The organism is Ralstonia condita, assembly GCF_958405655.1.
Taxonomy (GTDB): domain Bacteria; phylum Pseudomonadota; class Gammaproteobacteria; order Burkholderiales; family Burkholderiaceae; genus Ralstonia; species Ralstonia condita.
Genome location: NZ_CATYWO010000005.1, coordinates 250,705 through 272,358, shown reverse-complemented (window position 1 = coordinate 272,358; position 21,654 = coordinate 250,705). Strand labels below are relative to the sequence as shown.

The window sequence follows — 21,654 nt, the reverse complement described above, 5'->3', positions numbered from 1 at the left end:
TCCGGCTCGTGGTGGATGTCGGTGCGCGGCAACTGCGGCGGCAATGCCTGGCGCTTGGGCTTGCTCTTGGCTTCAGATTTGGACGACGGCACGCTCCGTGCAAAATTCACGTAAGCGTCGACGGCAAAGCGTACACCCGGCACTACATGCTTGAGCGACCAGAGGTCTTGCTCGGGTATGCCTGCAGCCGCACCCAGCCGCACCCAGGCCTCGATGCCGCCAGGGCTATCGGCACTCCCATCATGATCGAGAATTCTCTGCACCCAAAGCCGGCGGGTTTCGCGATCCGGGCAATTGGCGATGATGGCGCCATCCTTGCGAGGGATGTTGATCTGGTAATAAAAACGGTTGGCGATCCAGCCCCGAACCTGGTCGGGCGTCAGTTCACCATTGTTCATGCGCACGTTGAACGGATGATGGATGTGGTAGCCAGCGCCCTTTGCGCGCAACTGCACCTCGAATTCCTCGGGCGGCCATGCAGCGTCTAGGCTTGCGTTGGTTTGGCTCAAAGTTCAATCTCCATCCCGTCGTATGCGACCTCGACGCCGTATCGAGTCAGCTCTGCGCGTTCGGCGGAATCATCGTCGAGAATCGGGTTGCTGTTATTGATGTGGATGACGATCTTCCGGCGCGCATCCAGCGTGTTCAGAAATGCAAGCATGCCGGCGTCGCCGGAGAGCGGCAGGTGGCCCATTTCGTGGGCCAGCTTGCTCGACAAGTTCGAGCGCACCATTTCATCCTCGGTCCAGAAGGTTCCGTCCACCAGCACGCAGTCCGCACCAGCCATGGCAGTTGCGATGTGCGGCTCGATGACACCAAGGCCAGGAGCGTAAAAAGTCTTGCGCCCGGTACGCGTGTCCTCCAGCAAAATGCCGATGTTGTCGCCCGGATCGGGCTTGAGCCGGCGCGGCGAGTAAGGAGGCGCCTTACTGCTGAGTGGAAACGGCGTGATGCGCAGATGATGGATACCCGCCACCTCAAAAGGTCGTTGCAGTCCTGCTTCGGTGTCGAGCGTGATCGGCTGCCAATCCGTACCGCAGTAATGCGCCAGCACCTGCGTCAGGGGCAAGGAAATCTTCGAGCACGGCCTTGCCAAGGAGGGCGTCCCTGCTTGTGCATCGTGCCATGGCCAGCATGGTGAGGGACACGATACGTTCCCCCGGCTGGCGGGGCAGCACGAGGCTTATCTCGCGCGGCAGATCACCCACTTCCGAAGCGGAGCGCGTGGTAACGCCCCAGTGATGAGCGCTGTCGCACATACGCTCAACGACGAAGAGGCCAACGCGGTCGCGGCGTTCCTTCAATCGCAGTAGCACGCGTGGGCCCAAGGCTCTGGGGCCGCAGCCCGGGGACGCCTTGGCTATCGCGAGACCGCGCTGCTTCACAGTCGAGGCAGCGCGGCTGCGGTGTTCGTCCTGAGTTGGATCATCGCGCGCCAGCCTGCCCAGCCAACGCCACGGTCGGGATTTTCATCTTCAGCGCCCGGTTGGGACCGTTGATGGCTGTAGGACTGGATCGAACCCAAGCCAAACCCGGAATAGGTATCCGCGCGGCCGATCAAGCTCCGTAAGGCAGCGGGTGGCGCATCAGCTTTGCGCGACACACTGACCAGCCAATCCGAAGATGAAGCCATGGTCTTGCTGACCGGCTGCGTGGAGCGCATCTGTGAACGCGCTGGCAAGCCCCTGCCGGGCACCATCGACTACCGCGCTGAGCGCCGCAACCCCGGTCTTCGGGGTGGCAAGGTGATCAGGGCGCGGCGCGGCTACTCTCCTTAGGCAAGTGCCTCGGCAGGCTCAGCGGCCGAGGCGGCAACTTCGAGCACCCACGCCGTCGTCAACGCGGGCTGCGTAACGGGCAGCATGTGCCCGCCTTCCACGATCCGCAGATTCGCACGGTCAAGCTTGTGCGTGAGCGCTTCGCCCTGACGCCGGACGTTGAGGATGCGATCACCGCGCCCGTAGAGCACATCGACCGGCACGGTCATCGACGCATACCGACGCTCCATGTCGGGCAGATCCTCCGGTGCGCTGACGAGGTCGGACGATGCCGCGTAGAACACATGCGGGCGCAGGCCCAGCAAGCCGCCGCCCTTGAACGGAAAGTCCTTTGGCATCGACTCGGGCGCAAACACCATGGCAATGGCCTTGCGTGAGTTGAGAATCGACAGGGGGATCGCCAGCGTCCAGGAGACCAGCCGGCGCACCAGCGGCGACGTCAGCGCGAGGCCACTGAAAGCGCCGGGCGGCGTGCTTTCGGTATGTGTCAGCGGAGCGATCAGGGCAAGCCCGCGAACGGCCTGCGGGTGATTGAGCCCCACCGCGAGCGCGATTGCCCCGCCCAGTGAGTGCCCGACCAGCAGCGGCTTTTCCAGCCCGAGCGTCTCGATGCACTGTGCAACCATGCGCGCCTGCGCATAGATGTTTGCGGTGGACGCCGCGCCGCGCAACGAGCGCCCCGAGCCCGGCCGGTCGATCGCGATCACGCGATGCGATTGCGCCAGGCGCTCCAGATCCAGGTACGCAAAATTGCGCAGATTGCCGCATAGACCATGCACCAACACGATGGCTGGGCCATGGCCACGGTCGGTGTAATGCACACGATCGCCGCCGACATCGATGAACTTGCCTTCTGGCGGAAAGACCCTGGCAACACGACGCGCGATAAAAAAGGAGAACGCCACAAGCGCCGCAATCGTCAGGGCGATGGCATACAGGATGATCTGGATCACAGTCGTCTCGAATCGTTAAACCGGTTGGGCGACGCCGGCAGGCTGGGCGCGGCGCTCGAACTGCATGGCGCTGTCGGCAAGGTTGCCGAACTTGAGCATCAGCAGGTCGCGTGCGTAGTTCTGATAGGACTTCCACGGCTGCTTCGTGCCCTGTTTGGGCAGGATGGCCGCCGCACGCTGGATATAGCCGGAGGTCAGGTCCACGGCGGGCTCGAGGTGCATCGCGTCGTCGTCCAGACGCGGCACGCACGTGTCGAAGCCGTTCGTCTGCATGTGATTGAGCAGGCGGCACACGTATTGCGCGATCAGCTCCGCCTTGAGCGTCCACGAGGCATTCGTGTAACCGAATGACGACGCGAGGTTCGGCACGCCGCTATACATCATGCCTTTGTAGGACACGGTTTCCGCAAGATTCACCGGGCGGCCGTCGATCGTGATGGACGCCCCGCCCAGCACCTTGAGCTTGAGGCCCGTGGCGGTGACGATCACGTCTGCATCCAGATGTTCACCGCTCTTGAGCAACAGGCCCGTGGGCGTAAAACGCACGATCTCGTCGGTGGCAATGGAAGCCTTGCCAGCACGGATGGTCTTGAAGAGGTCGCCGTTCGGCACGAGGCACAGGCGCTGGTCCCAGGGGTTGTAGCGCGGCGTGAGGTGCTTGCGCACATCGAAGCCGGGGCCGAGCTGCTTGCCCGCCATGCGGATGATGAAGTCCTTGAAGGCTTTTGGCTTGCGGCGCGCCACGCTGTAGAAATACATCGTCAGCAGGACATTCTTCGTGCGCACCAGCCGGTGCGCCAGGCCGGAGGGGAGCCAGCGGCGCAGCATATTGGCCACGGCGTCCTGCTCCGGCCGCGACACGATATAGGTGGGCGAGCGCTGCAGCATCGTCACATGCTGCGCCGACGCGGCCATCGCGGGCACAAGCGTCACCGCTGTCGCCCCGCTGCCGATCACGACCACGCGCTTGCCTGTGTAGTCGAGGTCTTGCGGCCAGTGCTGCGGATGCACGATGCGCCCCTTGAACGCCGCCATCTCGGGCCATGTGGGCGCATGGCCTTGCGCATAATCGTAGTAGCCGCTGCACATGTAGAGAAACTTGCACGTGAAATGCAGAAGCGCCTCGCGCGCCCCGTCGCTATGCACGACCTGCACGGACCAGCGCGCGGCAGAAGAATCCCAGCTTGCGCCCGTCACCCTGTGGCGAAAGCGGATCGACTTGTCGATGCCGAATACACGCGCCGTGTCGCGGATGTAATCCAGGATGGTCTGGCCATCGGAGATCGCCTTATCGCTGTGCCACGGCCGAAAGCTGTAGCCCAGCGTGAACATGTCGGAGTCGGACCGGATGCCGGGGTAGCGGAACAAATCCCACGTGCCGCCGATGGTCGCGCGGCCTTCCAGGATGGCGAAGCGCGCCGACGGGCAACGCTCCCGCAGGTGATAGGCGGCCCCGATGCCGGAGAGGCCCGCGCCGACGATCAGCACATCAAGGTCCGTGTCCGGGGCGGCTGAGCGGCTGGCGCCCTCGTGGGTCATCGTCTCCATGCGGTCTCCCTGTTGGCGGCATCGCGGATGCCGCCCTGAATGTGGTGTTTCTCGTCACCACTTTAATTTTCAGGCGTCCTGGCGTCAAATAGCGAAATGGAAAAAACATTTGAAACGGCCAGAAAAGGCCGGCCGTACGGAGGTATGGCCCCGGAGGCGCGTGCGGCGGAGCGCCGCGAGGCACTCATCCGGGCCGCGACGCAGGTGTTCGGCACCGTGGGCTTCCGCAAGGCCACCGTGCGGGCGATCTGTCACGAAGCGAAGCTCAACGACCGCTATTTCTACGCGGCCTTCGACAGCCTGGAGGCGTTGCTGCGCGCGACGTACCAGTTGCACGCCGAAAGCCTGCGTGCGCAGGTCTGGCAGGCCATCGCAGCGGTCGATGACAGCCTGGAAGCGCGTGTCGACGCCGGCTTGCAGGCGTTCTTCGCGTTCTTGCGAGACCCCAGCGCCGCGCGGGTACTGCTGCTGGAAGTGATGGGGGTGAGCCCCGAAACCGATGCGACCTATCAACGCAACCTGCTGGAATTCGGCAAGCAGATCATGGCAATTGGTCAATCGCCACGCGCGCGGGCAGACGAACAGGCTGGCGCGGACGCGCGCGCTGACCAGCGCATCATCGGCCTGGCACTGGTGGGCGCCATGACCAATGTCGGCGCGGCCTGGCTGCTGGGCGGCTATCGCGAAAGAGAAGAAAAGATGGTGCGCAATTGCCGGCAGGTGCTGCTCGGCACCTTACAGTCCGTTGCCGCACGCTGACGGCGCCGTCACGCACCTGCCCCTCCAGCGAGCGAAAGCGCGCGGGTCAGCGAGCGTTGCGCCGCCTCAAGCCACCTCAAGCCACCTCAAGCCGGCCCAGGCGCACCACCGTCACGCCTGGCGCCAAGTGCCGCAGCGATGGCTGCAGGAGCACACAGTTGTCGAATGGCGTGACGATCCTGGTGTCGCCGTCGGTGGCGATCACGGTGCCGGCCCGAGCGATCACCTCCATGCCCCGGTAGTCTTCGGCAAAACGGAAGGCCGTGGACCGGGCGACCACCGCGTCGGCCACGCGGATGCACCGCACGTCGAGTGCAGGTGCAATGCCCAGCCAAGGCGCCACGGTCGTCTCTTCGACCGTGCCCAGCACCGTCAGGAAGCGCGCGCAGGCATCGAGCGCAACGTCACGGCTCACGCGTTCAAAGTGCTGGCCGCACTCGATGAGCAATGCGCTCTTCGGGCTGGCGGCATCTCCAAAGCCACCGTAGTCGCGCATGCGTCGGCCAGCGGCGTGGCCAGCGTCAATCATCAGATGCGCCGGCGCGCCAACCTGACCGCCGAACGCGACGCCCTTTTCCAGCGGGCCGGTCAGCATCAGCGGCGCAGCCTTTTCGTGCATCGAATGAATGTCGAGCAGACAGTCGACGGTGTCGATCACCGGACGCAGCACGCGCGCGCGGCGCAGCTCCAGCGTGTTGCCGGGGCCATCGAGCTTGTCGGCGGACCAGACACGGTTCAGATCTTCTTCGATGAAGCGGGTGGCGTCCGGGTCGCGGATGTCGAATCGTTCGTAGGCCTCGACATTGGCGAAGGACAGTGTCAGCCGACCGCGCACGGGGCGTACGCCGGCTGCAAGGAGCGTATCCACGGCGATGGCGCCGCACAGTTCGTTGCCATGCGTGAGCGCATTGATCATGACGTGCGGGCCCGGCACGCCGCTGTCGAACGTATGCACGTAGTCGACGCCATGTGTGCCGGTCTCCCAGCGGCCGATATCGGGTTTCTGCAACTCGATCGGGTAGACCGGCAGCGTGGCGCGCAGCGCCTCCAGGGTCATCATGCGAAATCCTTGGTGAAACGAAAGATAGGTCTTGATTCAGTGCGCCCGGCTGCGACCCCGCAGCATCCACAGTGCAGCCAGGCTGATGAGCGTGGTGGCCAGCACATAGAAGCTTGGCGAGGTCTTACTATGCGTCACGCCGATCAGCCACGTGACGATGAGGGGCGAAAATCCGCCGAAGATCGTCACCGACACGTTATAGCTCAACGCCAGACCCGTGCCGCGCGTTCGCGTCGGAAAGATGTCGGCCAGCAATGCCGGGAGCGGGGCGAGAATGGCTGCCAGCAGCACGCCCACGATCGCCTGCATGATGAGCAGTGTCCAGAACGTCGGCCGCGCGACCAGCGTGGCGAACATCGGAACCGTCGACAACGCAATCACCACCATTGCCGTCGACACCACGCGAATACTGCCGAAGCGGTCGGCCAGCAGACCGAAAGCCGGCGCCATCACCATCAACATGGCACCGGTGATCATCGTGCACACCAGCGACGCACTGGTGGCGATGTGGAGCTGGTTGATAGCGTAGGTCGGCATGTAGACCTTCTGCACATAGTTGAACGCGGTGACAGCCACCACGACGCCCGCCCCCAACAGCAGCCCGGGCAGGCCCCGCGTCAGCGTGTCGCGCAGCGGCGAGCGCTCCGTCATCGCCGTGCGCTCCTGCGCCTGCATGGCAATGAACTCCGGTGTCTCGGGCGTCTGGCGGCGGATATACACGCCAATCGGGCCGATGAGCAAGCCGAACATGAACGCCACGCGCCAGCCCCATGCCTCGACCTGGGCGGTCGTCAGCGCGTAGGTCAGCCATGCGCTCAGCCCCGCGGCGAGCAGCGTGGCGAGGCCCTGCGTGGCCGCCTGCCAGCTTGCGTTGTAGCCCATGCGCTTGCCGTTGGCGTGCTCGATCATGAACGCTGTCGCCGAGCCGAACTCGCCGCCGGCCGAAAAGCCCTGCAGCAGCCGCGCCACGATCACGATGACCGGCGACCACAGGCCGATCGACGCATACGTCGGCGCAAACGCGATCATGGCGGTACCCAGCATCATCAGCAGGATCGACCATGTGAGCGCGGCCTTGCGGCCGACGCGGTCGGCATAGCTGCCAAGCACCATTGAACCGAGCGGTCGCATGATGAACGACACACCGAACGTGCCGACAGACAGCATCAGCGAGGTCCATGCGTCGCCCGTCGGAAAAAACAGCTTGCCGATGGTGATGGCGAAGTAGCCGTAGATCAGCAGATCGTAGTACTCGAGCGCATTGCCGACGCTGGCGGCCAGCACGGCGCGCCAAGGGGCGGGGTGTCGGTGCGTGTCGGTGACGCGTGCGGCTGCGTCGCCCGCATGGAGGCTGTTGGCTGGCATGGTTGTCTCCCCGTGGTCTGTGCCGGTCCGCCCGTTGAATCGCCAGGCGGTTGAAGGTTGCGGGGAGTCTAGGCGGCGCGCCCAGGGCGCTTGTGCCGTTTTGGCACAAGCTTGGGCTTTCTGCGGTGAAGCTGTTCCAGGCCCGTCTCAGGTGCCGCCAGCCGGCGCGTTGTCGACGGCCAGTTGCCACACCTCGTCAAGCAGGGCGCTCTGGTTGCTGCGCACGCGCACCATGCGGATATCGACGTGGATGTGCCAGGCTTCCCCGCCGGCCGGACGCAATGCGCCGTGATTGAGGTGCGGCTTGGCCAGGCGGTACGGCAACCAGGCCATGCCGAAGCCGCGCAGGGCCATCTCCTCCACCGCTTCGTAGAAATCCGCCTGGAATACGGGCTGAAGATGCGGCTTGTCGTCGGCAGCCGCGAGATGGCTATCGAGCATCTGGCGCAGTGTCAGCCCCCGCGCAAAGGCCAGCCACGGCAGCGGCGCTGCGGCTGAACCCGGCAGCGTGAACCGCGCGCGGCCGCGCTTGTCCGGCGCGCTCACGGGCAACAGCGTCTCGCTGCCGAGCCTGCAGTGATCGTATTTTCGCGGATCGAGCAGGACGTCTGCCTGCGGGCTGGCATAGGCGATCAGCAGGTCGACCGTGCCATCGGCCAGCGCCAGCACGCCCTCCTGCGTGCCGCCCGTGGTCACACTGAGGGGAAAGACGCCGCGCGCCTGCGCCAGGGTCTCGTACCAGCCGGGCACAAACGTGCGTGCCAGCGTGCGCCCCGTCCCGATCTTGAGCGCCACCGGCAACTGGGCTTCGCGCAGCAGCAGGCGCGCATCGTTCAAGCCATCGGCCGCGTTGGCTGCCGCGTCCAGGAACAACCGCCCAGCGGGCGTGAGTGTGACCGGATGCTCGCTGCGCTCCACCAGCGCGGTGCCCACCCAGGCCTCCAGTGCCTTGATGCGACGCCCGAATGCCGGGTGTGTGACGTGACGGTTTTCCGCGGCACGGCTGAAGCTGCGGGTCTTCGCCAGTTCCTTGAAGTCTTCCAGCCATTTGATGTGCATGGCGCGTCCGGTCGTGAGGTGGGCGTGGGGTCTGCGCATTATCCCCGCCCGCCCCGGGAACTGCCTCAACGCTCGCGGTCTGTCGTGATCGCTTTGGTCACACATCCGTCGCGTTCACGACCCCGCCCCGCCCTTGACCAGCGGTATCGCCAATGCCGCTCATGCCTGCCCGGCCGCGATGCTCGCGTTTGCGGATGCGCAGTCGCCGTTCGCGAGCGATCGCCCGCAGACCTCGGGGTGGCCGTGGCTCTCGTCGGGATCCGGCACGCCACCCATTCGCAGCACCGTGAAATTGGCGCCGCCAAAGCGCTCCAGCACACGGGACGACCCCGCACGCGGCAGCATCTGCGCAACGGCAGTGATGTCGACTAGCAGCGGCACGGCCGCCTCGACGCAAGAATGGGCAGCGGCGGGCATCTCAGCTCCCCAAATGAAAAAAGCGATGTCGCACCTCATGCGACATCGCCTCGATCGCCTGCGTCTGGCGTGCGCCTAGTCGGTGTAGGACGCAGCACCGGCCATGACCAGCGCCTCCATGTTGTCTGCCGGCTTGAGGTGATCCAACCGGTAGCCGTGTTTGTACACCGCAACCAGGCGCACTTCATTCACCGGCTCAATATTCAGTTTCATGCGGATGCGCGACACGTGACTATCGATGGTTCGCGTGTACTCGAAGGCGTTACGGCCCCACACCTGCCCGAAGATGTGGTCGCGCGACAGCGTCCGGCCCACGCTCGAAAACAGCAGCAATGCGAGCTGGAACTCGATGCCCGTCAGGCCGACGGGCTCGCCGTGCAATGTCACCTGCTGGCGCTGCGGATTGAAGTGGTACGGGCCCACATCAAATGGCAACCGGCCATACGGAATCGGGTAGGCACGGCGCAGCAACGCATCGACGCGCGCGCGCAGCTCCGGAATCCGGAAAGGCTTCTCGATGTAGTCGTCGGCCCCCTGCGAGAGCGCGCGCACGAGCCCCCGCTCGCCTTCTTCGGCCGTTACGAACAGGATCGGCAGGACTTCCTTGTGACGACTGCGCACCACGCTGACCACGTCGATGCCCAGCATGCCGGGCGTATGCCAGTCGAGGATCAGCATGTCGAAGGACGAACGTCCAAGCATGCGCAGCAACGTTGCACCATCGGCAAAGGTGACCACTTCGTGGCCTGACTGGGACAGGATCTGCACGATGACTTCGCTCTGGAAGGGATCGTCTTCAAGCAAGGCGATTCGCATGTTCGGTTCCACGAAAGTTGCGCACATGCATGCCGGGATGGCTCGGGCGTCTCTTGCGCACGATCAGTCGCGATCTCACGCGATCCATTGCATGTGTTGCGTGTCAGGCATTTTCATGGCGAGGTTTGCGACGAACCATGAGAAGAGTCCTAATTTGTGAAGCCCCCGGCGACCCGCCGCCCTGCCAACGCATCCGGCGGTCGCGGATAAAAAAAAGCCCGGACACACAGGGTCCGGGCTGCGGTGTTTCCCCACAACGTGACGGGATCGGAAACACCCAAGGGTCGCATATGCCGAACACATCGCAGCACACCGGGGGGAAGCGCTGCGACGTCTCACGGGGATGACGTCAAGGAAGGTCCGACGTTCTTGCCCGGCATATGTGCGCCACATCATGCCGCGGGTGGCCGGTATCGAGCTGGTTCGTCACATCATTTGACAGGCCTCTGCATGCGCAAGGGGCAGCGCATCAGGTGGATTCGGCGTTTTCCAGTTCCTGCCGGATCGACTCCATCAACATGTCGACCAGCAGGCGCACGCGCTTGGGCACAAAGCGGGCAGACGGCGTGACAAGGTTCAGTGGCTCGCCGCTCGTTGCGTATTCGGGCAGCACGCGTACCAGTCGCGGCAGCGGGGCATTGGCTCGCGCCACGGCACTTGCATACAGCGGCAGCGGGCCGATGCCGGTGCCGGATGCGATCAGCGACTCAAGGAACGACAAGCTGTCGGCATTCAGGCCCGCATGGACGGCCACGGTTTTCAGCCCATCCGGGCCGACGAGGCGCCATTGCGTTTCGCCGCGGCCCGTGCCGCGGAAGTCGAGGCAGCAATGGTCGGCCAACGCCTGCACACTTTGCGGGACACCGCGGCGCTGCAGGTAATCCGGCGAGGCAAACAGGCCGATCCGCAACACGCCCAGCGGCCGGGCCACCAGCGAGCTGTCCGCCAGGCGCCCCACGCGGACGGCCAGGTCGAAGCCCTCTTGCACCAGATCGACGTTGCGCGGCGTCAGGACGACGTCCAGATCGATGTCCGGATACTGCTGCATGAAGCGCGCGGCCACGGGCGCGACCAGAAGACGTCCCACATCTTCTGGGGATGTGATGCGCACCTTGCCGCGCGGCAGGTCCTGCAGCTCGCCGGCGCAGGTCGTGGCGCGCTCGATGTCCTCCAGCGCGTGGGACGCCACCTGGTACAGACTCTGGCCGGCATCGGTCAGGTGCAGGGTGCGCGTGGTGCGCTGTAACAGTCGTACGTTCAAATCCTGCTCGAGCGCGGCGACACCCCGGCTGACAGACGATTTCGGCAAATCGAGCCGCGCCGCCGCGGCGGTAAAGCTCCCCGCTTCCACCACGCGCACGAAGAGCGCCAACTGGTTCAGATCCATGGTTTCCTCCTGTTTTGGGGTGCTCGCCGGCTGATGGTTGTTATTGTCTCGTCCGGAGCAACATTTTTTCCCACCATAACCGACTAGTGCAAAGGGGGCAACCACCCTACATTTCGGATATGACCAATCCCCGAATCCAGGAGAATCACATGGGAACCCTCGTGCAACCGCAAGCGCCGCAACTCCAGAAGGGGCGCCGTGTCGAGCGGATCGTCACCGGCCAGGCAACGTCCGATGGCGCGGGCGTCAAGCTCACACGCGTGCTGACGAACAACCTGCAACGCCGGCTGGACCCGTTCCTGATGCTGGACGCGTTTCGCAGTGACGACCCGAACGACTATCTGGCCGGCTTTCCCGACCACCCGCACCGTGGCTTTGAAACGGTGACATACATGATCGCGGGCCGCATGCGCCACCGCGACAGCGCCGGCCACGAAGGCCTGCTGCAACACGGCGGCGTGCAATGGATGACGGCCGGCAGCGGTGTCGTGCACTCTGAAATGCCGGAACAGGAAGATGGCGTGATGGAAGGCTTCCAGCTGTGGCTGAACCTGCCCGCCCGCGACAAGATGACGACACCGTGGTACCGGGACATTCCGTCGAAGGAGATTCCCGAATTCACGACGGAAGACGGCGTGGCCGTGCGTGTCATCGCCGGGGAATCGCAAGGCGTGCAAGGTGCGATGACGCGTGAAGCGACGCAGCCGCTGTACCTCGACATCACGCTGCCGGCGGGTGCGTCGTTTGCGCAGCCGCTGCCGGCCGGGCACAACGCGTTCGTCTACGTGTTCCGTGGCAGCGCGCTGGTGGGCGACGCCGAAGCATCTGGCAACGCTGGGCTGCAGCGCGTGGAAGACAAGCAGATGGCCATCCTCGCCAACACGGAAGGCGCCGAGGGCGTGGTCATCCGGGCGGGCGACGCACCGGCTCGGGTGCTGCTGGTGGCTGGCAAGCCGCTGAACGAGTCGATTGCCCAATACGGCTCGTTTGTGATGAACACGCAGGAAGAGATTTTCCAGGCTGTTCGAGACTTCCAGGCCGGCAAGTTCGCCTAAGCCCAAGCCTCAAAGAAAAACCGCCGCTCGGATTCACCAGAGCGGCGGTTCATCCAATAGCGCGATCTGCTCGCGCAATTCCAATACCCGGTCCTGCCAATAGCGTTGCGTGTTGAACCACGGAAACGCGGCGGGAAACGCCGGATCATTCCAGCGACGCGCCAACCATGCGCTGTAATGCAGCAGGCGCAGCGTGCGCAGCGCTTCCACCAGATACAGCTCGCGCGTGTCGAATTCGCAGAAGTCTTCATAGCCGGCCAGCAGGCTGGCGAGCTGCGATTGCATCGACGCGCGATCGCCCGAGAGCAGCATCCACAAGTCCTGCACGGCGGGGCCGGTGCGGCTGTCGTCAAAGTCGACGAAATGCGGGCCCGCGCTGCGCAGCGGATCACCCTGCTTGGCGTCGGCTTCTTCGATCCAGAGGACGTTTGAGGCGTGGCAATCGCCGTGCAGGCGCAGCAGCGAAACGTCGCCCGCGCGGTCGTAGCAGCGGCGCACGCCGTCGAGTGCGGCGTCGGCCACACTGCGCCAGGCCGGCAACAAATCGGGCGGGATGAAATCGTGTTTGAGCAGCCAGTCGCGCGATTGCTCGCCGAAGGTGTCGATGTCGAGTGCGGGCCGGGCCAGGAACGGCCGCTGCGCGCCGATGGCGTGAATGCGACCGAGGAAACGGCCCATCCATTCCAGCGTGTCGTCGCGGTCGATGGCCGGCACGCGTCCGGCACAGCGCGGGAAGACGGCGAAGTGCCAGCGCTCGAACGTGTGCAGCGTGCGGCCGTCGATTTCCAGCGGCGCGATCACGGGGATTTCCGCCGCCGCGAGTTCTGCCGTGAAGGCATGCTCTTCGACGATCTGCGCTTCGGTCCAGCGGCCCGGGCGGTAAAACTTGACCACCACTGGCGCGCTGTCTTCCACGCCGGCCTGGTAGACGCGGTTTTCGTAACTGTTGAGCGCGAACATGCGGCCGTCCGGCATCAGCCCGACCTGCGCCAACGCATCGAGGATGCTGTCGGGCGTCAGGCCATCGTAGGGCGCTTCAGCGGATGCCGGTTGGCCGTCGTCGTGCATGAACGTCAGGCTTTACGGCCGCCGAGCAACGCAGCCGCCTTGGCAAACAAACCGTTGAACGGCTGCTTGGCCGGCTGTCCCTTGTGGGCTGGCTGCGCGGCTTGCGTGTTCGATGCCCGGCGTTGTTGTCCACCCTGCCCGCCTTGCCCACCGCCCTGGCCTTGGCCTTGGCCTTGGCCTTGGCCTTGGCCATTGCCCTGACGTTGGCCGCGGGCTTGCGATTGACCATTGCGCGGCTTCGGCGCAGCTTGGCCGTCACGTTGACCGGGCTGACCTTGCGCCTGACGCTGGCGGCTGCCGGCACCATTGCGACCCTGGCCTTGGCCTTGATTCTGGCCCTGGCCCTGGCCCTGGCTGTTACCGCTCGACTCGCGACGCGGTTCGCGAGGTTCACGCGGAGCCCGCGGCTCGCGCGGGGCAGCGTTACCGCTGGCCTGGCGAGGCTGCTGGCTGCGCCCACCGCCCGGACGACCACCGCGCGCGTTGCCGCCACGGCCTGCCGAGTTGCGCCCGTTCGGAATCGGCTCCGCTGCGATGGTCGGGTCCGGCTCGAAACCTTCCAGCACGGTACGCGGCAGTTCACGCTTGATGAGGCGTTCAATGTCGCGCAGCAAGCCGTGCTCGTCCACGCAGACCAGCGAGATCGCCTCGCCTTGTGCACCCGCGCGTCCGGTGCGGCCGATACGGTGCACGTAATCCTCGGGCACGTTCGGCAAGTCGAAGTTCACCACGTGCGGCAGTTGGTCGATGTCGATACCGCGCGCGGCGATATCGGTGGCAACCAGCACGCGCAGCGTCCCCGCCTTGAACTCCGACAGCGCACGCGTGCGTGCCGCCTGGCTCTTGTTGCCGTGAATGGCCAGCGCCGGAATGCCGTCGCGCGTGAGCTGCTCGGCCAGGCGGTTGGCGCCGTGCTTGGTGCGCGTGAAGACGAGCACCTGGTGCCAGTCGTTGTCGCGCACGAGCTTGGCCAGCAGTTCACGCTTGCGTTCCCGGTCGACCGGGTAGATGCGTTGCTCGACCGTCTCGGCCGTCGTGTTGCGGCGCGCCACTTCGATCAGCGCCGGCTTGTCGAGCAGGCGATCGGCCAATTCGCGGATGTCGTCGGAGAACGTTGCCGAGAACAGCAGGTTCTGGCGCTTGGGCGGCAGGATGTTGAGGATCTTGCGGATGTCGTGGATGAAGCCCATGTCGAGCATGCGATCGGCTTCGTCCAGCACCAGCAGTTCAATGTGCGACAGATCGATGGTGCGCTGGCCGACGTGGTCCAGCAGGCGGCCCGGCGTGGCCACGACGATATCGACACCGCGCTTGAGCGCATCGATCTGCGGGTTGATGCCGACGCCGCCGAACATCACCATCGATTTCAGCGGCAGGTATTTGCCATAGGCGCGCACGCTTTCTTCGACCTGCGCGGCAAGTTCACGCGTGGGCGTCAGCACCAGCGCGCGGACCGGAAAGCGCATGCCCTGCGGCGTCTGCACCTTGCTGGGCTGCGACCCAGACAGGCGATGCAGCAGCGGCAGCGTGAAACCGGCGGTCTTGCCGGTGCCGGTCTGTGCACCGGCGAGCAGGTCACCGCCCTTGAGGATGGCGGGGATGGCCTGGCGTTGAATCGGGGTGGGTTCTGCGTAGCCGAGTTCGGCCACGGCGCGTACCAGCTTGTCTGACAAGCCGAGTTCGGAAAACGACATGGAAAGCGATTGGACCGGCGTGTCCCGCGCATTCGTTCGTGCGCCAATCGTGGACAGAGCCTGGGTAGGTGACGGGGCGACTGGACCCCGGGGACTGCGAAGGAGCGTAGTTTAACAGCATGCCGCATCGAGCCCCGGCGACACGGCCTTTTCCGCCCAGTACCCACGGCCCGCAAACGCAATGCGCTCCCGAGGCGCATCACCCCGTCGCCCAGGCGCTGCGCCGGCAATGGGGGGCTGTGTAGGGCCGAATATGCGCCAGAAACGCCACGTCGGCAGTCGGGAGCGGCCGCTGTTCGAGCGGCTTTTCTCATGCTGGCGTCTGTCGATGCAGAGCGGCTGCCGCATGCTCCAGCGGACTGGAGTCGCTGCGTCAACCGGTCGGCTGACGCCTCCCGTTCGAACCGCAGCCTCCTTTGCACAGTCGGAATGTTTGCGCCCACTCACGGCCAGACCCTTGCGTTTCATACGCTGCCGTGGCAATCACTTCGGCTCTAGAGTCCTTACTCGAATTGGGCGCTTGGCGTTTTCAAACGTCTGTTCCTAACATGCCCCAGCAACACAAATACACATGTTTGAATCGTGTGTTCGATCACTGCAATGCAGCAATCGGGCCCGATATCAGACCAAAAAGAGACGAGGTAGGAGACATGGGACGTCCTGGAGCAGGTGACACCAAGGGCCGCATTCTGGAAGCCACCGAACTGCTGTTCATCGAGTTCGGTTACGAGGCGATGTCGCTGCGGCAGATCACCGCGCGCGCCAAGGTCAATCTGGCGGCGGTCAACTATCACTTCGGCAGTAAGGAAGCGCTGATGCAATCGGTGCTCGGCCGCCGCCTTGATCCGCTCAACACGCGCCGCCTGGCGCTGCTCACCGCGTGCGAAGCGCGCTGGACCAAGGAGCAGCTCACCTGTGACCACGTCCTGGGCGCCTTGTTCGTGCCCGCGCTCCAGATGGCGCGCAATCCCGAGACCGGTGGGCCCGCCTTCCTGCGTCTGATGGGCCGCGTGTATTCCGACACCTCGCCGTTCGTGCAGAACTACCTGTTCGGCCATTACGCGCCGGTGTTCGATCGATTCTTCGAAGCGTTTTCGCGCGCGCTGCCGCACCTGCCGCGCCCGGAACTGGGCTGGCGCCTGCACTTTGCGCTCAAGGCGCTTGCCGGCGTGCTGGCTGGTGACGATCTGAACAACCTGCTGCCGATGTTCACACAGGGCAAACCGATGACCGATGCCTCGCTGCTGGCCCGCCTGACGGCGCTGGTGGTGGCCACGCTCAACGCCCCGCTGCCCGGCGAGGCCGGCGCGCTCGATCAGGTCGTCGAACTGGCTGAAGCCCAGGTGCCCACGCCCGTCGCGCAGATCGGCGACGCTGCCACCGGCAGTGACGGCGGCAGCGGCCACGGCGGGTCTGGCCGCCAGGCAGGACACGGGAACGGCCGCGCAACGGAACGCGGCGCGACGCCCGCCACCGCCTCGCCCTTCTCCGGTGATCTGTTCGGTCGCACGCCCGGCGTACGCGCCAGCGCCGACCTGGTCACCGATGAGCACGACGATCCTGCCCCGGACCATCAAGCCGACGAGGACGAGGACCGCGAGGCCGGCGCGCCTACCGCGCGGACTCGGGCCTTGGCCATCCGCCGCAGCAACGCCGCCCGCGCGATCTTCCCCGCCAACCCGATGCGCCCCTGGCGCAGCCCCACCGCCTGACAGGCCAGACCCGCGCCGAACGCCCACGTTCCGGCGCGGGAGCTGCCCGGACCTCGGGCGGGCGCCGGATGCCCGGCCACTGAACTCATGACACGGAGACGCTCATGACGATCTGGATCGTCCTGCTTTGCATCGGCTCGCTCATGCTCGCCAGCATGGAGGCTTCCGCTCTGGCCTGGCTGGTTGCCACCGCCGGGTGGCTTGCGGCCGGGGCGTGGCTTGGACTCGTCGGGCCGATCCTGGCGGCGGGGCTCGCCGTGGTGCTCGTTCTGCCCGCGCTCGTGCTGGCATGCAAGCCGCTGCGCCGCGCGGTGATCACGCGCCCGGTGCTGGCCATGTTCCGCAAGATCATGCCGTCGATGTCACCTACCGAGCGCGATGCGATTGAAGCCGGCACCGTCTGGTGGGACGCCGAACTGTTTTCCGGCCGCCCGAACTGGTCGCGGCTGCTGTCCGCACCGCAGCCGCGCCTCTCGCCGGAGGAACAATCCTTCCTCGACGTGGAAACGGAAAAGCTGTGCGACCTGGCCAACGATTGGGAAAGCACGCAGATCTGGCAGGACATGTCGCCCGAGGCATGGGCCTACGCCAAGCAGGCCGGTTTCCTCGGCATGATCATCCCGAAGGCATACGGCGGCAAAGGCTTCTCGGCCTACGCGCACTCGCAGGTGGTGATGAAGCTGGCAACGCGCTGCTCGGCCGCTACCGTGTCGGTCATGGTGCCGAATTCGCTCGGCCCGGCAGAGCTGCTGCTGCATTACGGCACCGAGGCGCAGAAGAACCACTACCTGCCGCGACTCGCTCGCGGTGAAGAGATTCCCTGCTTCGCCCTGACCAACGCCTATGCCGGCTCCGATGCGGCCGCCATCCCGGACGTGGGCATCGTCTGCCGCGGCATGCACGAGGGCCGCGAGACGCTCGGTTTCCGCGTGACCTGGAGCAAGCGCTACATCACGCTCGGGCCGATTGCGACCGTGCTCGGCCTCGCCTTCCGCGCGGTGGATCCGGACGGGCTGCTCGGCGGCGACAAAGAGCCCGGCATCACGTGCGCGCTCATTCCGACGCGGCATCCGGGCGTGAACATCGGCCGCCGCCACTGGCCACTGAACGCGGTGTTCCAGAATGGCCCGAACTGGGGCAAGGACGTGTTCATCCCGATCGACTGGGTGATCGGCGGACGGGCGCAGGTTGGCGGCGGCTGGCGCATGCTGATGGAGTGTCTGGCAGCCGGCCGCGCGATTTCGTTGCCGTCATCAAACGTGGGCCTGGCCAAGCTGGCCGTGCGCTCGACCGGCGCGTACGCTGCCGTGCGACGCCAGTTCCGCACGCCCATCGGCAAGTTCGAGGGCATCCAGGAGGCACTGGGCCGCATGGGCGGCAACCTGTACATGATGGATGCAACGCGTCGCCTGTCCGCGCTGGCTGTGGACCTGGGCGAGAAGCCGTCCGTCATCTCCGCGATTGCCAAGTACCACGTCACCGAACGGGCGCGCGATGTGGTGAACGATGCGATGGACATCGTCGGCGGCAAGGGCATCTGCATGGGGCCCAACAACTTCCTGGCGCGCGCGTATCAGCAGGTGCCGATTGCCATCACGGTGGAAGGCGCCAACATCATGACGCGCTGCCTGATCATCTTCGGGCAGGGCGTAATCCGCTGCCACCCGTATGTGCTGCGCGAGATGACGGCCGCTCAGGGCAGCGATACGCCGGAAACGCTGCGTGCATTCGATGCGGCTCTGTTTGGGCACGGCGCATTCCTTGCGGGCAACTTCGTGCGCGCGTTCCTGCATGCTCTGACCGGCGGGCGCATGGCGGCAGCGCCGTCGAATGCTGCGCCGGACATGCAGCGCTACTACCGCGCCGTCAACCGCTTCTCCACCGCGCTGGCGTTGTTGTCGGACGTGTCGATGTTCACGCTGGGCGGCACGCTCAAGCGCCGCGAGAGCATCACCGGGCGCCTGGGCGACATCCTCTCGCAGCTCTATCTGATTTCGTCTGCGCTCAAGCGCTTCGAAGATGAAGGCCGCCCGGCGGAAGATGCGCCGCTGGTGCATTGGTCAGTGCAGGATGCGCTGGTGAAAGCCCAAGACGCGCTCGATGGCGTACTGGCGAACTTCCCGAGCCGCGGCATGGCCGGGCTGCTGCACGCGCTGATCTTTCCGTTCGGCTCACCGTATCGCAAACCGTCGGACGCACTGGCCGCGCAGGTGGCCGAATTGATGCAGACGCCGGGTGCAGCACGCGACCGTCTGCTGGCTGATTCGTACTGCCCGACTCCCGACATCGACCCGATTGCGTACGGCGAAGCAGCCTTCCGCCTGCAACCCGCCGTGGATGCGATCGAGCAGCGCTTGAAACCTGTCATCCGCGAAGGCAAGCTGCCGCCCGTGCCGCAAAGCCTGCCCGACTTCGAGGTCTGGACCGCGCAAGCCGTGGCACAAGGCTTCATCGATGAGGCCGAGCGGGCGCAGCTCTGCGACTACGCGCGCTATGGCGAACACGCCGTCGCCGTGGACGACTTCCCGCCCGACTTCAACCTGCTGGCCGACCTGCAGCGCCGCAAGGATGCGCTGGAGGCTTTGCAGGCCGCCGAACGTCGCGCGGCCTGACCAACGACAACCACAACGATGCAAGACAAGTACCTCGACTTCGTGGGTTCCGGTTTCGGCAAATGGCTGTCGGCCAACCTCGGGCTGCCGCAGCCGGTGCCGCTGCGCCGCTATCGGACGGGCGAGCCGGAGTTCGTCGGCCCGTTCCTGATGGGTGCTGCGCCGGGTGGCGCCATGCGCGACACGCTGGCCGCGCTGTTTGCCGAGATCGAAGTGCCGACGCGCTTCCATGAAAGCGATCCGGAATGGCTCGGCGCGGCCAATCGGCACGGGCAGATCACGGGGCGGTTCGTTGCACCCACGGGCAAGGACGGCGACGCGTCTGATCGCATCGGCGGCATCGTTTTCGATGCGACGGGCATCACATCCGTCGACGGGCTGGATGCGCTGTATCACGTGTTCCACGACGGCGTGCGCGCCATCGGCCGGTGCGGGCGCGTGGTCGTGATCGGCCGCCCACCCGAAGGCTGCAAAACACCCGAGGCTGCCATCGCCCAGCGTGCACTCGAAGGGCTGACGCGCTCGCTGGGCAAGGAGATCCGGCGCGGCTGCACGGCGCAACTCGTCTACGTGACCGATGGCGCGGAAGACGTGGCGGCCTCCACCTTGCGCTTCCTGCTCTCGGCCCGCTCCGCGTATGTCTCGGGGCAGGTGGTGCGGGTGCGCCCGGCGCCAGTGGTCTCGCTGGACTGGCAAAAGCCGTTGGCCGGACGCACGGCCCTGGTCACCGGGGCATCGCGCGGCATTGGCGCGGCCATTGCGCAGGTGCTGGCCCGCGACGGCGCGCGCGTGTTGTGCCTGGACGTACCCGCGGCGCAGGACAACCTGAACGCCGTCGCGCGGGAGGTCGATGGCGAGGCGCTGGTCTATGACATCGCCGCACCTGAAACGCCCGCCCTGCTCGCGCAGCAGCTTTCGGCGCTTGGCGGCGTCGACATTCTCGTGCACAACGCCGGCATCACGCGCGACAAGACCATTGCGCGCATGACCGAACCCGCCTGGCGCAACGTGCTCGACATCAACCTGAGCGCGCAGCTGCGCATCAACGACGCGCTCCTCGGGGCCAAAGCGCTGCGCGCGGGCGGAGCCATCGTCTGCGTGTCGTCCATCAGCGGCATTGCGGGCAACCTCGGGCAGACCAACTATGCGACATCCAAGGCGGGCGTGATCGGGCTTGTCCAGGCAAGCGCCCCGCTGCTGGCCGAGTGCGGCATCACGATCAACGCCGTCGCACCCGGCTTTATCGAAACGCAGATGACAGCAGCCGTGCCGTTCGCCATCCGCGAGGCGGGCCGCCGCATGAACGCGATGAGCCAGGGCGGCCAACCCGTCGACGTGGCGGAGACGATCGCGTGGTTTGCCAATCCGGCCTCGAATGGCGTGACGGGCAACGTCGTGCGCGTGTGCGGCCAAAGCCTGCTTGGGGCTTGAGATCATGCGCGCTACCGCCACGCCCCCACGTTCTGCCGCGACGCCGTTCGTCCCCACGCAGATGCTGGTGACCGAGAGCCCCACGCCGGGGGCGCTGGCCTGGCGCGCATTGCTGTCGCAACGCAAGGGCAAGCGCGGCGGACCACTGCCGCGCCGCACGCTGGTCCGCCAGGAGGTGCCGCTCGATGCGCAGCACATCGCCGACTATGCGGCCGTGTGCGGATTTTCGCCCCTGCATGGCGTGCCGATGACCTATCCGCATGTGCTCGGCTTTCCGCTGCAGTTGATGTTGATGACGGAATCGGCGTTTCCCTATCCGGTCATCGGCCTCGTGCACCTGTGCAATACGATCCGCCAGCATCAGCGTCTGCAGGCAGGCGAGCGCGTACGCGTGGAGGTGCGTCCGCGCCGGCTGTTCCAGCATGCACGCGGGCAGGCGTTTGCCATCGAAACGGTGGTCATCAAGGCCGGTGCGGTGGTCTGGGAGTCGCTTTCCACGTACTTGCGCGTGGGCGTGCCATCGCCACAGGGCGCACCGCTGATTCCGCTGCCGGTGGCGCCGGACCTGACGCCCGACGGCCGATGGGACGTGCCCGCGGACACCGGCCGCCGCTACGCCAGCGTGTCCGGCGACTGGAACCCCATTCATCTCTCGGCGCTCGGCGCGAAGCTGTTCGGTTTTGCGCATCCGATTGCGCACGGCATGTGGACCAAGGCGCGCGCACTGGCGGCGCTGCTGCCGGCCGAGCCCCTCGCACGGGCGGAAGTGGTGGCGGAGTTCAAGATGCCGCTGGCGCTGCCCGGTGGCGCCACGCTGTGGCGAGCCAACGAAGCGGCGCCGGGCCGAGCGTTCGAGGTGCGCAACACCGCGGGCGACAAGCCGTATCTGCGTGGCGTGCTGACCCTGCCGCTGCAACCAGACCACACCGGAGACTGAACC

General features: G+C 65.8%; 19 protein-coding genes and 1 pseudogene. 8 read left to right on the top strand and 12 right to left on the bottom strand.

Annotated features, from left to right (window positions below; all coding sequences use genetic code 11):
• Together R2N03_RS17050 and R2N03_RS17045 are read right to left on the bottom strand one after the other, a co-directional pair.
• Positions 1 to 509, bottom strand: a 509-nt coding sequence (locus R2N03_RS17050; RefSeq protein ID WP_487372172.1) for a thiaminase II/PqqC family protein, incomplete at its 3' end; no start/stop codon positions are given.
• Positions 506 to 1,054, bottom strand: coding sequence for an MBL fold metallo-hydrolase (locus tag R2N03_RS17045; protein WP_316658983.1), 549 nt, complete (start codon positions 1,052 to 1,054; stop codon positions 506 to 508). The genes R2N03_RS17050 and R2N03_RS17045, both read right to left, overlap by 4 nt.
• A 7-nt stretch (positions 1,055 to 1,061) precedes the next feature.
• Between R2N03_RS17045 and R2N03_RS17040 the strand changes: the two are divergent.
• Both R2N03_RS17040 and R2N03_RS17035 read left to right on the top strand, forming a co-directional pair.
• Positions 1,062 to 1,313, top strand: a pseudogene (locus tag R2N03_RS17040) (c-type cytochrome); the annotation flags it as partial.
• Positions 1,314 to 1,592: 279 nt separating this feature from the next.
• Positions 1,593 to 1,778, top strand: coding sequence for a hypothetical protein (locus R2N03_RS17035; RefSeq protein ID WP_316658970.1), 186 nt, complete (start codon positions 1,593 to 1,595; stop codon positions 1,776 to 1,778).
• Here the strand turns inward: R2N03_RS17035 and R2N03_RS17030 are convergent.
• Together R2N03_RS17030 and R2N03_RS17025 are read right to left on the bottom strand one after the other, a co-directional pair.
• On the bottom strand, positions 1,775 to 2,731 hold the full coding sequence (locus tag R2N03_RS17030) for an alpha/beta fold hydrolase (RefSeq protein WP_316658969.1): 957 nt from the start codon (positions 2,729 to 2,731) through the stop codon (positions 1,775 to 1,777). The two genes, R2N03_RS17035 and R2N03_RS17030, sit on opposite strands and share 4 nt — an antisense overlap.
• A gap of 15 nt (positions 2,732 to 2,746) precedes the next feature.
• The gene (locus R2N03_RS17025; protein WP_316658967.1) at positions 2,747 to 4,279 is read right to left on the bottom strand and encodes a flavin-containing monooxygenase; all 1,533 of its coding nucleotides are present in this window, start codon (positions 4,277 to 4,279) and stop codon (positions 2,747 to 2,749) included.
• Positions 4,280 to 4,375: 96 nt separating this feature from the next.
• Here R2N03_RS17025 and R2N03_RS17020 point away from each other — a divergent pair, with 96 nt between their 5' ends.
• Positions 4,376 to 5,038: a TetR/AcrR family transcriptional regulator gene (locus tag R2N03_RS17020; RefSeq protein WP_316658966.1), complete on the top strand. Its 663-nt coding sequence runs from the start codon at positions 4,376 to 4,378 to the stop codon at positions 5,036 to 5,038.
• A gap of 76 nt (positions 5,039 to 5,114) precedes the next feature.
• Here the strand turns inward: R2N03_RS17020 and R2N03_RS17015 are convergent, their stop codons facing one another.
• The 6 genes from R2N03_RS17015 to R2N03_RS16990 form a co-directional block, all read right to left on the bottom strand.
• A complete protein-coding gene (locus R2N03_RS17015) occupies positions 5,115 to 6,098 on the bottom strand; it encodes a M14 family metallopeptidase (RefSeq protein ID WP_316658965.1) in 984 nt (327 codons plus the stop codon).
• Between the two features lie 36 nt (positions 6,099 to 6,134).
• Positions 6,135 to 7,463: an MFS transporter gene (locus R2N03_RS17010; RefSeq protein ID WP_316658964.1), complete on the bottom strand. Its 1,329-nt coding sequence runs from the start codon at positions 7,461 to 7,463 to the stop codon at positions 6,135 to 6,137.
• A gap of 147 nt (positions 7,464 to 7,610) precedes the next feature.
• Positions 7,611 to 8,522: a LysR family transcriptional regulator gene (locus tag R2N03_RS17005; protein ID WP_316658981.1), complete on the bottom strand. Its 912-nt coding sequence runs from the start codon at positions 8,520 to 8,522 to the stop codon at positions 7,611 to 7,613.
• A gap of 159 nt (positions 8,523 to 8,681) precedes the next feature.
• On the bottom strand, positions 8,682 to 8,939 hold the full coding sequence (locus tag R2N03_RS17000; protein WP_316658963.1) for a hypothetical protein: 258 nt from the start codon (positions 8,937 to 8,939) through the stop codon (positions 8,682 to 8,684).
• A gap of 75 nt (positions 8,940 to 9,014) precedes the next feature.
• Positions 9,015 to 9,755 carry a response regulator transcription factor gene (locus R2N03_RS16995; protein WP_316658961.1) on the bottom strand — a complete coding sequence of 247 codons (741 nt, stop codon included), beginning with the start codon at positions 9,753 to 9,755 and terminating at the stop codon, positions 9,015 to 9,017.
• A gap of 469 nt (positions 9,756 to 10,224) precedes the next feature.
• Entirely contained in the window at positions 10,225 to 11,142 is a 918-nt protein-coding gene (locus R2N03_RS16990) for a LysR family transcriptional regulator (RefSeq protein WP_316658959.1), read from the bottom strand.
• Between the two features lie 149 nt (positions 11,143 to 11,291).
• Between R2N03_RS16990 and R2N03_RS16985 the strand changes: the two genes are divergently transcribed.
• Positions 11,292 to 12,197 carry a pirin family protein gene (locus tag R2N03_RS16985; protein WP_316658958.1) on the top strand — a complete coding sequence of 302 codons (906 nt, stop codon included), beginning with the start codon at positions 11,292 to 11,294 and terminating at the stop codon, positions 12,195 to 12,197.
• 33 nt (positions 12,198 to 12,230) lie between these two features.
• Here the strand turns inward: R2N03_RS16985 and R2N03_RS16980 are convergent, their stop codons facing one another.
• Both R2N03_RS16980 and R2N03_RS16975 read right to left on the bottom strand, forming a co-directional pair.
• Positions 12,231 to 13,265: a serine/threonine protein kinase gene (locus tag R2N03_RS16980; protein WP_316658957.1), complete on the bottom strand. Its 1,035-nt coding sequence runs from the start codon at positions 13,263 to 13,265 to the stop codon at positions 12,231 to 12,233.
• A 5-nt stretch (positions 13,266 to 13,270) separates the two neighbouring features.
• Positions 13,271 to 14,959, bottom strand: a complete 1,689-nt coding sequence (locus tag R2N03_RS16975) for a DEAD/DEAH box helicase (RefSeq protein WP_316658956.1) — start codon at positions 14,957 to 14,959, stop codon at positions 13,271 to 13,273.
• Positions 14,960 to 15,609: 650 nt separating this feature from the next.
• On the opposite strand from R2N03_RS16975, the gene R2N03_RS16970 reads away from it, so the two are divergent.
• The 4 genes from R2N03_RS16970 to R2N03_RS16955 all read left to right on the top strand — a co-directional run bounded on the left by R2N03_RS16970 (position 15,610) and on the right by R2N03_RS16955 (position 21,651).
• Positions 15,610 to 16,671, top strand: a complete 1,062-nt coding sequence (locus tag R2N03_RS16970) for a TetR/AcrR family transcriptional regulator (RefSeq protein WP_316658954.1) — start codon at positions 15,610 to 15,612, stop codon at positions 16,669 to 16,671.
• A 104-nt stretch (positions 16,672 to 16,775) separates the two neighbouring features.
• Positions 16,776 to 19,283, top strand: coding sequence for an acyl-CoA dehydrogenase (locus R2N03_RS16965; RefSeq protein WP_316658953.1), 2,508 nt, complete (start codon positions 16,776 to 16,778; stop codon positions 19,281 to 19,283).
• Between the two features lie 18 nt (positions 19,284 to 19,301).
• A complete protein-coding gene (locus R2N03_RS16960) occupies positions 19,302 to 20,714 on the top strand; it encodes a 3-oxoacyl-ACP reductase (protein ID WP_316658952.1) in 1,413 nt (470 codons plus the stop codon).
• 4 nt (positions 20,715 to 20,718) lie between these two features.
• Positions 20,719 to 21,651 carry a MaoC family dehydratase gene (locus R2N03_RS16955; protein WP_316658951.1) on the top strand — a complete coding sequence of 311 codons (933 nt, stop codon included), beginning with the start codon at positions 20,719 to 20,721 and terminating at the stop codon, positions 21,649 to 21,651.
• The last annotated feature ends 3 nt before the right edge of the window (positions 21,652 to 21,654 follow it).